Source organism: Reyranella sp., assembly GCF_965249915.1.
In the GTDB taxonomy this organism is placed as follows: Bacteria; Pseudomonadota; Alphaproteobacteria; order Reyranellales; family Reyranellaceae; genus Reyranella.
The window spans coordinates 3,883,661-3,896,215 of the sequence record NZ_OZ252257.1; the positions used below are offsets into that span (position 1 = coordinate 3,883,661).

General features: G+C 66.9%; 18 protein-coding genes. 2 read left to right on the forward strand and 16 right to left on the reverse strand.

The features are described 5' to 3' along the window. Nucleotides 1–21: 21 nt before the first annotated feature. Together ACP15H_RS19215 and ACP15H_RS19220 are read left to right on the forward strand one after the other, a co-directional pair. A complete protein-coding gene (locus ACP15H_RS19215) occupies nucleotides 22–228 on the forward strand; it encodes a hypothetical protein (RefSeq protein WP_425067757.1) in 207 nt (68 codons plus the stop codon). Between the two features lie 98 nt (nucleotides 229–326). Beyond that, the gene (locus tag ACP15H_RS19220) at nucleotides 327–614 is read left to right on the forward strand and encodes a DUF3489 domain-containing protein (protein WP_425067758.1); all 288 of its coding nucleotides are present in this window, start codon (nucleotides 327–329) and stop codon (nucleotides 612–614) included. Between the two features lie 89 nt (nucleotides 615–703). Here ACP15H_RS19220 and ACP15H_RS19225 read toward each other — a convergent pair whose 3' ends face one another. The 16 genes from ACP15H_RS19225 to ACP15H_RS19300 form a co-directional block, all read right to left on the reverse strand. Continuing rightward, complete coding sequence (locus ACP15H_RS19225; protein ID WP_425067759.1) at nucleotides 704–1,141, reverse strand: DUF6362 family protein; 438 nt, start codon at nucleotides 1,139–1,141, stop codon at nucleotides 704–706. After that, entirely contained in the window at nucleotides 1,134–1,334 is a 201-nt protein-coding gene (locus ACP15H_RS19230) for a hypothetical protein (protein ID WP_425067760.1), read from the reverse strand. Before ACP15H_RS19230 ends, ACP15H_RS19225 begins: the two co-directional genes overlap by 8 nt. Further along, nucleotides 1,331–1,588, reverse strand: coding sequence for a DUF6378 domain-containing protein (locus tag ACP15H_RS19235; protein WP_425067761.1), 258 nt, complete (start codon nucleotides 1,586–1,588; stop codon nucleotides 1,331–1,333). The genes ACP15H_RS19230 and ACP15H_RS19235 overlap by 4 nt, the downstream gene beginning before the upstream one ends. Then, a complete protein-coding gene (locus ACP15H_RS19240) occupies nucleotides 1,585–2,013 on the reverse strand; it encodes a hypothetical protein (protein ID WP_425067762.1) in 429 nt (142 codons plus the stop codon). Before ACP15H_RS19240 ends, ACP15H_RS19235 begins: the two co-directional genes overlap by 4 nt. Next, nucleotides 2,010–2,429 (reverse strand): hypothetical protein, encoded by a 420-nt coding sequence (locus ACP15H_RS19245; protein ID WP_425069932.1) that lies wholly within the window; start codon nucleotides 2,427–2,429, stop codon nucleotides 2,010–2,012. Before ACP15H_RS19245 ends, ACP15H_RS19240 begins: the two co-directional genes overlap by 4 nt. Before the next feature lie 494 nt (nucleotides 2,430–2,923). Then, nucleotides 2,924–5,191 carry a PriCT-2 domain-containing protein gene (locus ACP15H_RS19250; protein ID WP_425067763.1) on the reverse strand — a complete coding sequence of 756 codons (2,268 nt, stop codon included), beginning with the start codon at nucleotides 5,189–5,191 and terminating at the stop codon, nucleotides 2,924–2,926. Continuing rightward, nucleotides 5,188–5,412, reverse strand: a complete 225-nt coding sequence (locus ACP15H_RS19255; RefSeq protein ID WP_425067764.1) for a DUF6511 domain-containing protein — start codon at nucleotides 5,410–5,412, stop codon at nucleotides 5,188–5,190. The genes ACP15H_RS19250 and ACP15H_RS19255 overlap by 4 nt, the downstream gene beginning before the upstream one ends. Then, a complete protein-coding gene (locus ACP15H_RS19260; RefSeq protein WP_425067765.1) occupies nucleotides 5,409–7,136 on the reverse strand; it encodes a DEAD/DEAH box helicase family protein in 1,728 nt (575 codons plus the stop codon). The genes ACP15H_RS19255 and ACP15H_RS19260 overlap by 4 nt, the downstream gene beginning before the upstream one ends. Continuing rightward, complete coding sequence (locus tag ACP15H_RS19265) at nucleotides 7,136–8,068, reverse strand: PD-(D/E)XK nuclease family protein (RefSeq protein WP_425067766.1); 933 nt, start codon at nucleotides 8,066–8,068, stop codon at nucleotides 7,136–7,138. Before ACP15H_RS19265 ends, ACP15H_RS19260 begins: the two co-directional genes overlap by 1 nt. After that, on the reverse strand, nucleotides 8,068–8,460 hold the full coding sequence (locus ACP15H_RS19270) for a hypothetical protein (RefSeq protein WP_425067767.1): 393 nt from the start codon (nucleotides 8,458–8,460) through the stop codon (nucleotides 8,068–8,070). Before ACP15H_RS19270 ends, ACP15H_RS19265 begins: the two co-directional genes overlap by 1 nt. Nucleotides 8,461–8,465: 5 nt before the next feature. After that, entirely contained in the window at nucleotides 8,466–8,990 is a 525-nt protein-coding gene (locus ACP15H_RS19275) for a DUF669 domain-containing protein (RefSeq protein WP_425067768.1), read from the reverse strand. Between the two features lie 23 nt (nucleotides 8,991–9,013). Further along, entirely contained in the window at nucleotides 9,014–9,757 is a 744-nt protein-coding gene (locus ACP15H_RS19280) for an ATP-binding protein (RefSeq protein ID WP_425067769.1), read from the reverse strand. A 154-nt stretch (nucleotides 9,758–9,911) separates the two neighbouring features. Then, nucleotides 9,912–10,328 (reverse strand): hypothetical protein, encoded by a 417-nt coding sequence (locus ACP15H_RS19285; protein ID WP_425067770.1) that lies wholly within the window; start codon nucleotides 10,326–10,328, stop codon nucleotides 9,912–9,914. Continuing rightward, complete coding sequence (locus ACP15H_RS19290) at nucleotides 10,325–10,510, reverse strand: helix-turn-helix transcriptional regulator (protein WP_298309335.1); 186 nt, start codon at nucleotides 10,508–10,510, stop codon at nucleotides 10,325–10,327. The genes ACP15H_RS19285 and ACP15H_RS19290 overlap by 4 nt, the downstream gene beginning before the upstream one ends. 142 nt (nucleotides 10,511–10,652) lie before the next feature. Then, the gene (locus ACP15H_RS19295) at nucleotides 10,653–11,423 is read right to left on the reverse strand and encodes a response regulator (protein ID WP_425067771.1); all 771 of its coding nucleotides are present in this window, start codon (nucleotides 11,421–11,423) and stop codon (nucleotides 10,653–10,655) included. Beyond that, entirely contained in the window at nucleotides 11,423–12,553 is a 1,131-nt protein-coding gene (locus ACP15H_RS19300) for an ATP-binding protein (RefSeq protein ID WP_425067772.1), read from the reverse strand. The genes ACP15H_RS19295 and ACP15H_RS19300 overlap by 1 nt, the downstream gene beginning before the upstream one ends. Nucleotides 12,554–12,555: the final 2 nt, after the last annotated feature.

Consider the following 12,555-nt stretch of genomic DNA (forward strand, 5'->3'; position numbering starts at 1 on the left):
TCACCAACGACGGAGACCGATATGAGCCGCACCGCCCTCGACGCCTACATCGCCAGGAAGGCCGAGATCGACACAATGCTCGCGCGCCTCAAGGCGCTCAGCGACGACCACTTCAACGTGGCCCCGGACGAAGTCGACTGGGGCCACGTCGGCACCCTCGCCCACTACGCCGAACAGCTGAAGCGCATCATCGACGCCGCCTTCAGGGAAGGCGAGTACGCCGAGTAGTAGCCGACCACGCTCCCCAGCCCCGACCGGCTCAGGCTGGCGGGGCTCCGGTCAGTAGGAGCCGCGACCGTCGCGGCTCGCTACCAGGAGCAAAGACCATGGCCAAGGCCACCCGCAAGACGACCACCACCAAGACCAAGCGCGCCGCACTGAATCCTGCGGCCGCCGAAGCAAAGGCGCCACGCGGCGAGAGCAAGCAGTCTCAGCTGATCGCCATGCTGAAGCGGCCCGAGGGTGCCACCATCGACGAGATGGTGAAGGCGCTGACGTGGCAGTCACACACAATACGCGGCGCCATGTCCGGCGCCTTGAAGAAGAAGCTCGGCCTCAAGGTCGACTCCGAGAAGGTCGATGGCCGGGGTCGCGTATATCGAGTGGCCGAGTAGCGTCCACCCTCGGCGCAGGCCGGCGGTCACGCCGATAGCGTGGCCGCCGGCTTCGTCGTCCGTCCAGAACACGCGGCCGGATCATGGGGCTATGCCTGCACAGCCCGCAGGCGGCCAATCAGCTCCCGGCGCCCCACTCCCTTCGGCGCGGCACGGCCATTTAGCCGCCACGCGATGACGCAGAGCGCATAGAGCCAGTGCTCGTGCGCCGCGGCCCGGGCCAGCCCGACCGACCAGCAGATCGACTTCCAGCGCTCGCCGCTGGCTCGTCGCCATACAATTTTCGCATCGAGCGGCGCCAACCACAGCAGCCATGGCAGGGCGGCGTCCATGCGGCTGATGGCGGCTGCCGAGGGCGGCGGCAACCGCATGGGCTCAGGCGTCTGGCCCACGAGGTCGCTGAACTCGACGAACGTCTGGGGCCACGTGCTGAAGTAGCCCTGCCCCCGCTCTCGCGGCAGGCGTCGCAGGACGGCAGCCGCCTCGATCAGGCGCTCCTCGACCATCGCCGGCGTCCAGTCATTCATGGCGACCCTCCCGCTGATTTTGCTTGTCGCCGTAGAGCCTCTCGCCGAGCTGCCGCACTAGCTCGCGCTCCGGCCAGGTCAGACGCTGATCGTCGACCTCGATGACCAGGACGCCCTGGGCACGCCATCCTTCCTGCTTGATGGACTCGGGCGACGGGCGATTGCCGCCGTAACCCCGCGGTGCCCACTTCATCGCGACACCTCGCAGAGCACGGCGGCGTAGCCGGCGACATCGCGGAGGGAATCCACGTGCCGGGGATCGTGAACGAGCCGAGCAAGTTTCAGGTCCAGCATGCACAGCACGACCTGGGCAGGCGTCACGGGATGGCCCAGGGTGATCGACCAGCGCGCCGCGATGGCTGCCATGCTCTGGCGCGGATCTCCGTAGGTTGCCCGGCGGTCGCGCAGCACATGTGCGGCCTGGTCGAGGAAGGTTTCGGGGGTCATGGCCGGTCCTCCGCTCCGCGCCCAGCGCCGCCGTGGGTTTGGCCGACATCGCCGTCGGCAGGTACGGGGGTAGCGGCCACCCCCGCCGTCGCGTCGGAGCCACGGCGGCTTGGTTGATTGGCGGCGCCAACGGCCCTTCTGGCAGCCAGGGTCCTCACCTGTGCCAACTGCGCCTCGCTGGGCGGCGCCCGCCACGGGCTCCTGCCCATCCGGAGCGGCCAGGCCGGGCATTGCACGTGGATGCACAGCCGCACCTCCGCCGCCGACGCGCCGGAGCAGTCGATGCAGCGCAGCCTCAGGGCCTGCTGCGCGCTCATGCGGACATGGCCCAGTGCAGTGAGTTCCTCAGCCGTCATGCCGCGGAGATCGCGGCCGACGCCATGGCCGTCGCGCCGTTCGAGGCCGATCGCGCGATCGCCGTTCATCGCATGCCTCCCCTGGTCTCCATGGCCCAAAGAAGGATGGCGATGGCATCGGCCTCGTTGTCGTCGGCCGGGCTGTAGCCGCGGGCGCGAACCGCTTCGATCACGGCTGCCTTGTCGGCGTTGCCGCGGCCGGTGATGTGACGCTTGATCGTGCCGACGGGGACGCCCTGGTAAGGGACTTCGTGCTCTTCACACCACCCCGTCAGAGTGGCGAGAAAGCCGCCGTAGGCGTGGGCAGCATCGGTACCGGCATGGCGCCGCACCTCCTCGAATACCACCCGATGCAGGCCGTTGGTCATCATCGCGATGCCGACGAGCCAGTCGGTGAAGCGGACGTACCGCATGCCGCCACCTTCGAAGCGATTGGGGCGGAACAAGACAGTGCCGCTCACGATGCCGCCGTCGGGCAGCGCCATGGCCCAGCCGGTCGTGGTGCCGAGATCCAGCGCGAGGATCGTTTGCGCCGATGGTGGCTTGCTGGCGATGCTGTCGATAACAGGAGTAGCAGGGCGCGACTGCGCCTGAACAACGGACATGACGACCTCCTCGAGGTTCGGGGCGGTCGGGGCGAGCGCGGCATCCGGCGAAGGTGCGGCTCCCGCCCGAACCAGGAGGGATCGGGTTGAGTAAGGTCCCGCTGGGCGACAGGCCCGGCAGCGGACGGTGCAAGTTCAAGAAAGCTTCAAAGAGGGCCCATGAAGACCGAGGCCCCCAGACACTGGGTTAGGCTCATATAATTAAATAATTCAAATAGTAATAAACCATATAGGACTCTCTACTAGAGCCCCTCTCATCCCCCTGCCCCCTTGCCCCCCCTTGAATGATTGAAGGATGGAAGGATTCCAGTTTTCTGTTGTGGAGCAGCGGTTGGCCAGGCGATGCCGCTTGATGGTTCTGTAGAAGTTCATGGTCATACCTCCTGCTGTGTCGCTCGATAGGACAGTCCCGGCTTCGTCGCTGTGGATCGCATAGCCATTGTTACAAGGCCCGCCTCGACCAGCGTCACCAGGATCTCGTCCCGCTGCCGCTTGTCGATGAACTGGGTCCGGCGAATCAGCTGGCTCTTGCCCAGGCCGTCGCTGCCTGCACTGCGGATGATTTCGAGGATGCGCTTGTGATTGCGCTCTGTGTCGTTGTCCGCGACGTGCCGCTCGACGGCGCTGACAGTGCGCAAGGCGTAGCGCCTGACCAGCTCGATGGACCAATCGGCATCATCACCGCTGATCGCGGGCGCCACAGGATCGATGCCGACGGCGCGGATCAGCGCCAGCTTCTGGGCATTCTCGCCGATGCGGGCGAGGATGGCCGTGAAAGGAGTGCCGCGCGCCTCCCGCAGTTCCCGGGTGATCTCCTGCCCGAGAGCACGGAAGGCGTCCTGGGCGGCGGGCTGCATCGGCACAACCATGGGATCGACCGCAGTCTCCAGTCCGGCCGTCCGGCCCACCAGGTTCCCGATCTGCCGGCCGCCGCCGGCGGCGATGAGACGAAGCCCTTCGACCAGGCCGGCCGGCGGCACACGGATCCCCGAACTCGGGTTCTCTTCCGGATAGTCGTCCTCGGTCGGCAGGATGATGAACCGCGCGAGCGACCCGTCGATGACATTGGAGCCCTCAAGGGCGCTCCAGAACCGCACGGGCGTCGTTGTGCCGTAGACGCACAAGCAGGGCTGGTTGATGTCACGTCGCTCGTTGTGGCCGTCGCGATTGGCGTACTCGGCGCCGAGGAAGACACCGCCTGCCGCGGTGTACAGCTCCGTCATGTTGTCGAGGATGGCGGTGATGTGCTGAGGGCTGCGACGCCGGTCGGCCGCTGCCGAGAGGAACATGCCGAACTCGTCGATCTGGAACAGGATGGCCGGCTGCCGGTGCACGGCCGTCAGCAGGCCGGCGCCGGAGGCGATCTTGTTGCCGCCGAGATGGTCGACCAGCCCGGCGGCCAGGAAGAGATCGTTGATGACCTCGCGGCTGTGGTTCTTGCCCGAGCCCGAATCGGCAACACCCACGATGTAGAGGTTGCTGCGCAGATTGCTCTCGGTGCGGTACTTGCGGCCCATCAGGGCCCCGACGGCGCACAGGCTGGCCCCAAGAGACAGGAGCGGTTGCGGCCGGCGGGCGGTCGCGACCATGTACCGAGTCAGGTCGCCGACGAGGCCGTCCGGGATCACGAGCGAGAACTGGTCCTGTTCCTGAATCGGAGCAGACGCGTTGCTGATCTTGGCCAGCATACCGGCCGCCGGATGCACGGCATCGCGCAGCGCGGCACCGTCCAGCTCGAGCCCGGCATCCGGTTTCCATCCACGCTCCATGGCGAGATGGTAGATCGTGCCGGCGCCGATACTGTTGGGCCGGAAGCTGGCCCAGGCCTTCGCCGTGGCGGCCGGCACATCCTTGGCCGACTGCGCGGACCAGGCGGCGAACAGCGACGCGCCGCCATCGCCGATGGCGCCCTTGATGGCCAGGCCAATGCGCACCCAGCTGTCGTAGTCGAGGTCGGCGTTGGGAATGAACGCGAGTGCCGCCTGCACCGCCTCCGGTGTCCCCTGCTGCGCATGTGCCGGCCGCGGCGCCTTGGCGGGCTCGGCGAGCGTGGCCGAACGCAGCGCCTGCGGCAGCAGGGCGACGGCTTCGTCCAGGAACGCCCGCGCCTGTTCCTCGTCGATCGCCGGCAGGCTGGCGATATCGAGGTCGGCAAGACTTTCTTCCGGCCACTCGTAAGGCCGGTTGGTAGCGGGATGCACCGCGTAGGCCACGAACTGCTGGCCAAGACAGAGCACTTCGAGCGGATGCCGCTTGATGCCCTTGAACGGCTTCACGGTGCGATAGACCAGCAGCCGCTTGGGCGCCCGGCCGATGCGCAGGGCTGGCGTGTCGCCCAGCCGCTCGCGAGCCAGCCGCTCTATATCGAGTGCCAGCTCGGCATTGTCGGCGATGTCGATGTCGACCGCGGCCACGGCGCCGCCCACGATGCCGATGCCTGCGTCCGGCCAGCCGCTCCAGAGCTGGAGTTCGAGATCGGTCGTGGCGCGCGCGGCATGCCGAGTCCAGGCGGGATAGTCGCACCACTCGCCGCTACGATAACGGCCCGGCTTCTTGGTCCCGGGCTGGATCGGGAGGATGGCATAGCCATTGGCCACGAGGCGGGCGCCGAACCGCGCCATGAAGCTGAACGCCGCGCTCAAAACGGCACCTGCTCGGATAAGCCGTCAAGCCGGCCGCGATCCTGGCCAGCAAGCGACCGCAAGTGGTCGCAGTAGCCGGTGACGATCACCTCGATCAGCGTCTGCCATTCTTCGCTGCTGAACAGCGCGAGATCGGTCTTGCCCAGGCTGTCGAGATACTCGCCGGCCATGTCGCCGCCATGCAGGATCGCAGCACGCTCGTTCGGCGTCGGGTCGATCATGCCTCGCCTCCCATGGCAGAGGTCCTGGCAGGGGATCGAGCAGAGGTGCCGGCGACTGGTGTCGCGCCGGGGGTCGCTGACGCGATAGCGGGCATCGAACCAGCCGAACCCACGAGGCTCGCGGCGGCAGACGGTACAGAGGCCGGGGTGGGGCATGGCTCAAACCTGTGATTGACGATCTCGGTGAAGCGGCCGCTCGGACGCACGAAGATGGCGGTGGGCATCGCTAGGATGTCGGTGGCGTCCAGGGCCTCGGCGACGGTGCTCGGCACCGGGGCGGAGCCGCGCCGCTGCCACCAGTCGACGGCCTTCTGGCGGGCGTAACCGGTGTGCTCGAAGCAGATCCACTCGCTGTGGCGAACGAGGCCGCAGCTGTAGTCCACGCGCATGGACGGCGGCTTACCGGGCTTCTCGTGGCGCCTGTAGAAAACCTCGGACACCTCCATCCATTCCGCCGGTACGGCCGACAGGATGGCGAGCGTGCTCGCCGTCGCGGCGACCTTGATCTCCGGCGGCGGGAACTGGTGGCCACAGTCGGGACACTGCCGCACGGCGGCCGCCAGGATGCTGTCGCAGTCAGGGCAGATCTTGGTCGGCGGTGGCCCCTCACCCTCCACCGGCCGCTTCGGCTTGACGGCATCGATCGGCCCATGCCGGGCCACGTTGCCGGCGAAGTCGAGGACCAGGCAGTTGTCCTTGCCCGGCGCGAGCCGGGTGCCGCGGCCGGCCATCTGGACGTAGAGCCCGGCCGACTTGGTGGGACGCAGCATGGCGATCAGGTCAACCGCGGGGGCGTTGAAGCCGGTCGTCAGCACGCCCATCGATACCAGTGCCCGGATCTCGCCCCTCTTGAAGGCTGCGACGATGCGATCGCGCTCGGCCGACGGCGTGTCGCCGAAGATCGTGGCGCAGCTCACGCCGCGCTCGCGCAGGGCCTCGGCGACATGGGTCGCGTGCTCGACGCCCGAGCAGAACGCCAGCCAGGAGCGGCGGCCCTCGCCGTAGGCCAGGATCTCGTCGATCGCGGCCTTGGTGATCGATTCTCGGTCGACGGCCGCCTGCAACTGCCCCGGGATGAACTCGCCACCGCGACTGCCGACACCACCAACGTCGAGGGTGAGATCGGTCGCCTTGCTGATCAGCGGGCAGAGGTAGCCATGGTCGATCAGGTCGCGGATCGACACTTCGTAGGCAATGTCGGTGAACAGCCGCCCCTCGCCCTCGTGCAGAAGACCGCTGTCGAGCCGATAAGGCGTGGCGGTGAAGCCAATCACCTTGAGTGCCGGGTTGATGCGCGACAGCGTGTCGAGGAAGCGCCGGTACATGGTGTCGGAGGCACGCGGGATGAGATGGGCTTCATCGATCAGCACCAGGTCGCATTGCTGCACGTCGTAGGCCCGGCGATGAATCGACTGGATACCGGCGAACAGGACCCGGGCACCGATGTCGCGGCGGCCGAGCCCGGCCGAATAGATGCCGGCGGGCGCCTCCGGCCACAGGCCCATCATCTCGGCATGGTTCTGCGCGATCAGTTCGCGCACGTGGGTAACCACGAGGATGCGCTGGTCGGGCCACTGCTGCAGAACGCCCTGGATGAACGAGGCCAGCACGATCGACTTGCCGCCCGCCGTCGGGATGACCACGCAACAATGCCCGGAATGGCGGGCGTAGTAGTCGTAGATCGCCTGGATGGCAGCCTGCTGGTAGGGTCGAAGGCTCAGCATTAGACACCATCCCGGGCGTCGTTCACCCATTGCGTGCCATCTGGCATGCGATAGACGACATGGTCTTCGCCGGCGTCTGCCACCTCGCCCGGCACCAGGTCGGGGATGAGCAGGTGCTTGCCGCAGCCGGCGCGCTGCGCGGAGCTTTCGAGTGCACGGTCGAAGCGCGCACAGTGCCAGCCTCCTTCGATGGCAGTCGAGTGCAGGCAGGTCCGGCAGTTCGATTCCGACGCCGCGCCCTCGTGGCAGACGGCACGGTGATCGCAGAACCGGCACTCCCACCAGGTCGGGTCCTCGGAGATGCGGGAGGGCGGCCGCTGCGCCTCGATCACTCGCCGGGCCTTATCGAGCAGGCGCTCGGCTGCCGAACGGTCGGCATGCACGCGCTCGACATGCAGCGCGTCGGTATCCTTGCAGACTGCCAGGTACAGGGCGCGCGTCAGCTGTGTCAGATGCATGTAGACCTGCATCTGCGCCCAGTGCTGCGGCTTGGAGACGGCAACTCCCTTGGCGCCGAGATCGCGGAAGCTCTTGGCCGAGTGCGTCTTGAACTCGACCACGTGCCAGGTTTTGGGCGCTTCCCGCAGCCCGATCGCCACGGCATCGAGCGCCCCCCCGAAGTGGCCGCCATGGGCCTCGACCCGCCACTGACGGCCAGTCTCGGGATCGACCTCCAGCACCGTGGCCCCTGTCATGCGCAGGTTGCGTACCAGGCGGGTCTCCTCGAGGTTGCCGGTCTCGAACAGGCGCAGGATGCGCCCCGGGAATTGCACCAGGGTCACCCAGCGGAAGTCGTACCAGAGTGCCCGCTCGCAGGACTTGCCGATCAGCGAGGCGCCGAGATGGTCTCGGAAGCCGTCGCGGTGCTCGGCCTCGTAGGCTGCGTAGATCGCCGACAGGGTGAGCGTCGGTGGACTGGGCAAGGGCGCCATCACGCGGCCTCCCCGGCTCGCCGCCGGGCTTCGGTCAGCAGCGTCGACCAGGTCGTCTCGTCGTGGCGCTCGCGCAGCATGGCGATCAGGCAGTCCTTCACCGACTCGCGTCGCGGCCGGGACTGCTGGACCAGTCCAACGCGCTCGCGCTGCAGATGGCGCAGCGCCGTCTTGGCACGGTGGAACCAGCGCGGGTCGATGGGCTTGCCACTCGCCTGGCGCAGCAGGTCGGCCGAGGCGATCTGGGTCTTGATGGAGGCCATCGCGTCGTCGATCTCGGCAAGACGGGCGCGCGGCTCGGCAGAGGGCTGTGCTGTCATGTCGGGCTTTCCGGGTTCGAAGGGGGCATTGCCGCCGGCGGCATCGAGCAGGACGTCGCCGGCGATGGGCACGGGCTTCAGGCGGAGCGCTTCCAGGGCGCGGTCTTGAAGCCGCCGGCGGCCGGGGTGGCCTGAGGCGCCGGCATGGCCGGGGCCGCGGTGGCAGGACGGGCGACCGGCGTGGGCTGCGCTGCAGGCGTCGCCCCTTCTAGCGGCTGGTAGCGGATCTTGTTGCTCTCGCCGTAGCCGTTCTTCGGCGGCTGGACCTGAACGACAGCCATGAAGGGGATCAGGTGCAGCTCCTCGCTGTCCTGCACCTGGAGGCGCCCGGTCGCATGGCAGATCGCCGACAGCGCCCGCTGGGCGATCTCGACGGTCTGGGTGTTGCTGTTCACCAGGTTCAGGCGGTCGAACAGCTTGCGTCCCTTGTAGGGTCCGTCCAGCACGTCGATCTCCAGGTTGAGGTACTGGCCCATGCCGTCCTTGGTGAGGCGCATGTCGCTGGCGACGATCTGTGCCGGGTACCTGCCGGGCGGCAGCACCTCCAGCGGCTTCATGGGGTCGACGCCGGTGGCGTCGAAAGTGGTTCCAAAACTCGCCATGGGGATCTCCTGTTCTGTCGGGGCTACTGTTGCGGCATCGCCGCGGCAAAGGCCTGCCAGTCGAGGGGCAGCATGTCGGGCAGGCCGTATCGGTTCTTGGCGAGGAACGCGGGACGCTCGGCGGTGTAGAGAACGCGCTCGCCGCTGCCGAGCGCCCGTGTCACCTTCTTGTTGAAGCCGACGTCGGACTTCACCGTGCTGATGCGGTAGTTGGCGAACAGCACCGCATCGGAATGCTCCTGCAGCAACGCCGAGGCGCGGGCATGAAGCTTGATCACGTAGCGGTCGTAGGGTTCGTGCTCGGGACTGTCGAAGCGCTTGATGTCGGTATGGGCGAGCTGGATCACCGTCATGCCGCGCTCGTCGCGCAGCGCGTTCAGACCATCGAGATACTGACGCCACAGGTCGAGGGCAGCGATAAAGCCCTTGCCGTAGCCGGGGTCCTCGATCGAGCGCCAGCCGTTATCCTTGCAGGCGCGCTGCCAGACCAGTGGCTCCAGCCAGTCGATGCTGTCGACCACCACGGTCCTGTAGTCGTGCGGCTCGCTGTAGAGCGCCGCGAGGGCCTCCATCACCGTGTCGAAGCTTTTGGCCAGCGGGAAGTGCGGCACATTGATCTTGCCGAGCCCGTCCTCGGTCGGCACGACGACCGGCTTGTCGGCGCCGGTCGCGAAAGTGGTCTTGCCCACGCCGGCGACGCCGTAGGCGAGGATCCGCGGCGGCGACCACACCGTCGTGGATTTAAGGGACGAAAGCGATATGGCCATTACTGCTTCTCCATGGGAACGACAGAGGGGTTGGAAGGACGGGAGGTCGGCGCAGCGTGCTGCGTGTGCAGAGCTGTTCCCTTCCGGAACAGCTCGCGACCCTGAGTGCTGATCGGCGGGTAGCTCATGATCGTGGGGACCGCTGGCACGCTCATCACGCGCCCTCCTGCAGCAGCAACGTCGACAGCGATGCGGTGACCTTGTCGGTACGCTGTCGCGTGATCGCGAGGTAGGAGTAGTCGTCGGGGCCGTTGCGGCGCTGGACCAGGTGAACCAGCCTCTTCTCGGCTGCCCTGCAGGCGGTGCGCGCAACACGGGCCAGCTCGCGGCGCTCATCGCTCCTGGGAGTCTGGCTGTCGGGACCGGCGTCCAGAGCCAGAAAGCCGCGATGATATTCGAGAGTGTCGCCAGGGCTTGCCTGGGCGATCCAGGCGCAGAACTGAATCGCGTCGATGAGAAGTTCGCGTGCCGGCGCCGCCGACTGATGCGCGTGCTTCTCTCTGTTACGGCCTCGAACCGGGGGGATAAAATCGTTGGCGGTCGGAGCACAACGCTTTGTCAGCGCGCTCACAGCGAAGTCTCCGTGCGCTTGGCCGCCTCATAGGCTTCAATGTCGCCGAGCAGGTAGACGACGCGCCCGCCGATCTTGATGTATTGAGGCCCCAGACGAAGCCAGCGCCACCGCTCGAGAGTGCGTGGGCTGATCCGCCAGCGTTCGGCCAATTCGAACTGGGTGAGATGCCGAACCGGCATGTCCCCTCTCCTTCTCCACAAGTTCAAGACCTGCCGAGAAGATGAACGAACGCGCGATATTCCTCTGCGGGAGCGGTGATGGATCGGTGATGGATGACTGATGGATGGGCAGCGGATGGCTGATGGACGGCTTTACGCAGAACTACTCTGTTCTCAGGCGATACTGTCCACGGCTGTTCGAGACGACGATGGTGCCCCACGCAGGATGGCGACGGAACAGGTTGGCCATGCGCATGCTGAGATCGCTCGATCCCGCCTGCTTCAGGAGGGTCTTGCCGGTCACCCAGGGTTCCCCACAGCGTGATGCCGCATGAAGGATACGAATCGCCGAACGCTGGATCTCGCCCGTGAAAAGGTACGGCTCGCCGTTCAACGATACCTGCGAGTAGTCCGGTGAATGCCAGAAGCGTCCCGGCGGCCCTTGTCGTACGAGTTGCCCTGCCGCCTCGTGAGTACGCGCCTCGCACTGCATGTGGTCGGCGCGGCCCGCCTTCTCCAACGTCTGCCCGATCAGGCCGATCACGTCCTGACCCTGCGTACCGAGCGGCTTCACGATGAACTCGTCGATGCCGTGCCTGTACGCGCCGATGATGTTGAACGGCTCCTTGCCGTGCCCGCTGACGACGATCACCGGCAGCAGGTGCGTGCCCTCCGCGCCATGCACCGGGAAGCGCTGACGAATCTCGCGCAGCAACGACATGCCTGATTCGACACGGGGCTTGATCGACTGGCTGTCGGCCTTGATCTGCAGGTCGAGCAGCACGTAGCAGAAGCCGCCCTGGTCAAGGCACGCCCGGGCGTCGGCCAGCGTCTCGACATGAATGTGACCGTGGCCGAACGATCGCAGCAGATCGGCGATCTCGGCGGCCATCTCCGGCTCGTCCTCGACGATGAGTGCGGTATGGTATGGCATCACGAAGCCTGTTCCTCGCAGATCGCCTGATCGACGGGCAGCACGAGTGTCACGACGGTGCCTGCGCCCATGTGGCTATCGATCGACAGCGTTCCGTGGTGGTCGATCTCGATGATCTTCTTGGCGAGCGGCAGGCCGAAGCCCATGCCGCCTGGCTTGCCGGAGCTATAGAGAAGGACGCAGTCGCGGAGCGCCTCCTCGCTCATGCCACAGCCGTTGTCGCCGATGGTGATCCGCACATGCGTCTCGCCCTCGGCGGCGGCTGAGATGGTCAGCATCGCCTGACGGCCCAGGTGGACACAGGACTCGACAGCGTTGACCACGATATTGATGAGCGCCTGCAGGAGACGCGACCGGTTGGCGTCGATCTTCAAGGCGCGGCTCACGGTCTGGCGCACTTGGACACCGACAGCGGGCCCCTCCATGTGGCTGAGCGCGAGATCGACCGCTTCCGTCACGATGGGATGCAGCGTCTCCACAGTGAACTCGGCCGGGGTGTGCGTGGTGAATGCCCGCAAGTTGTCGAGGAAGTCCGTGACCAGGACGACGCGTTCCCGGGCACGCCGGACATGCGCAAGCGTCTCGTCCGGCACACGCAGCGCCGCGAGCTGTCGCTCGAGGTTCAGCAAGGAGGCATCCACCGGCGAGATGATTCGCACGATCTCGTGGTACGCCTCGCGCACGAACCGGTGGTTCAGCCGGTCGGCGATGTTCAGCGTGGCCCGATGAGCCCGTGCACCGTATCGCGTCTCCACAGCGGACAGCAGGCTCAGGACCTCTTCGCCTCGGTTGTCGCTATGGCTGTCCGCCCGGGCCAGGCCATCGCGTCGGCGCAGCGTCTTCCGGGCTGCCTCACGCACCCACGTGTTCTCATCCTCGACGATGCGAGCAATCACGGCGTGGAACAACTCGTGCCGCAGGAACAGCACGGCATGCGCAACCGCCTTGCGCACCTCCCACTTCGGATGGGACGCCAACCGCAGAAGGCGGCCGGCCACCTCCGTCTTCAACTGCTCGCCGGCCTGGCCGAATCTCAGCCAGCTGCCGGCCTGCTCCACACCCTCGCGGACCCGCGCCCAGTCCTCGGCATCGAGGTCGGCCAGCAGGTCATCCTTCTCCAGCTCGGTCACGG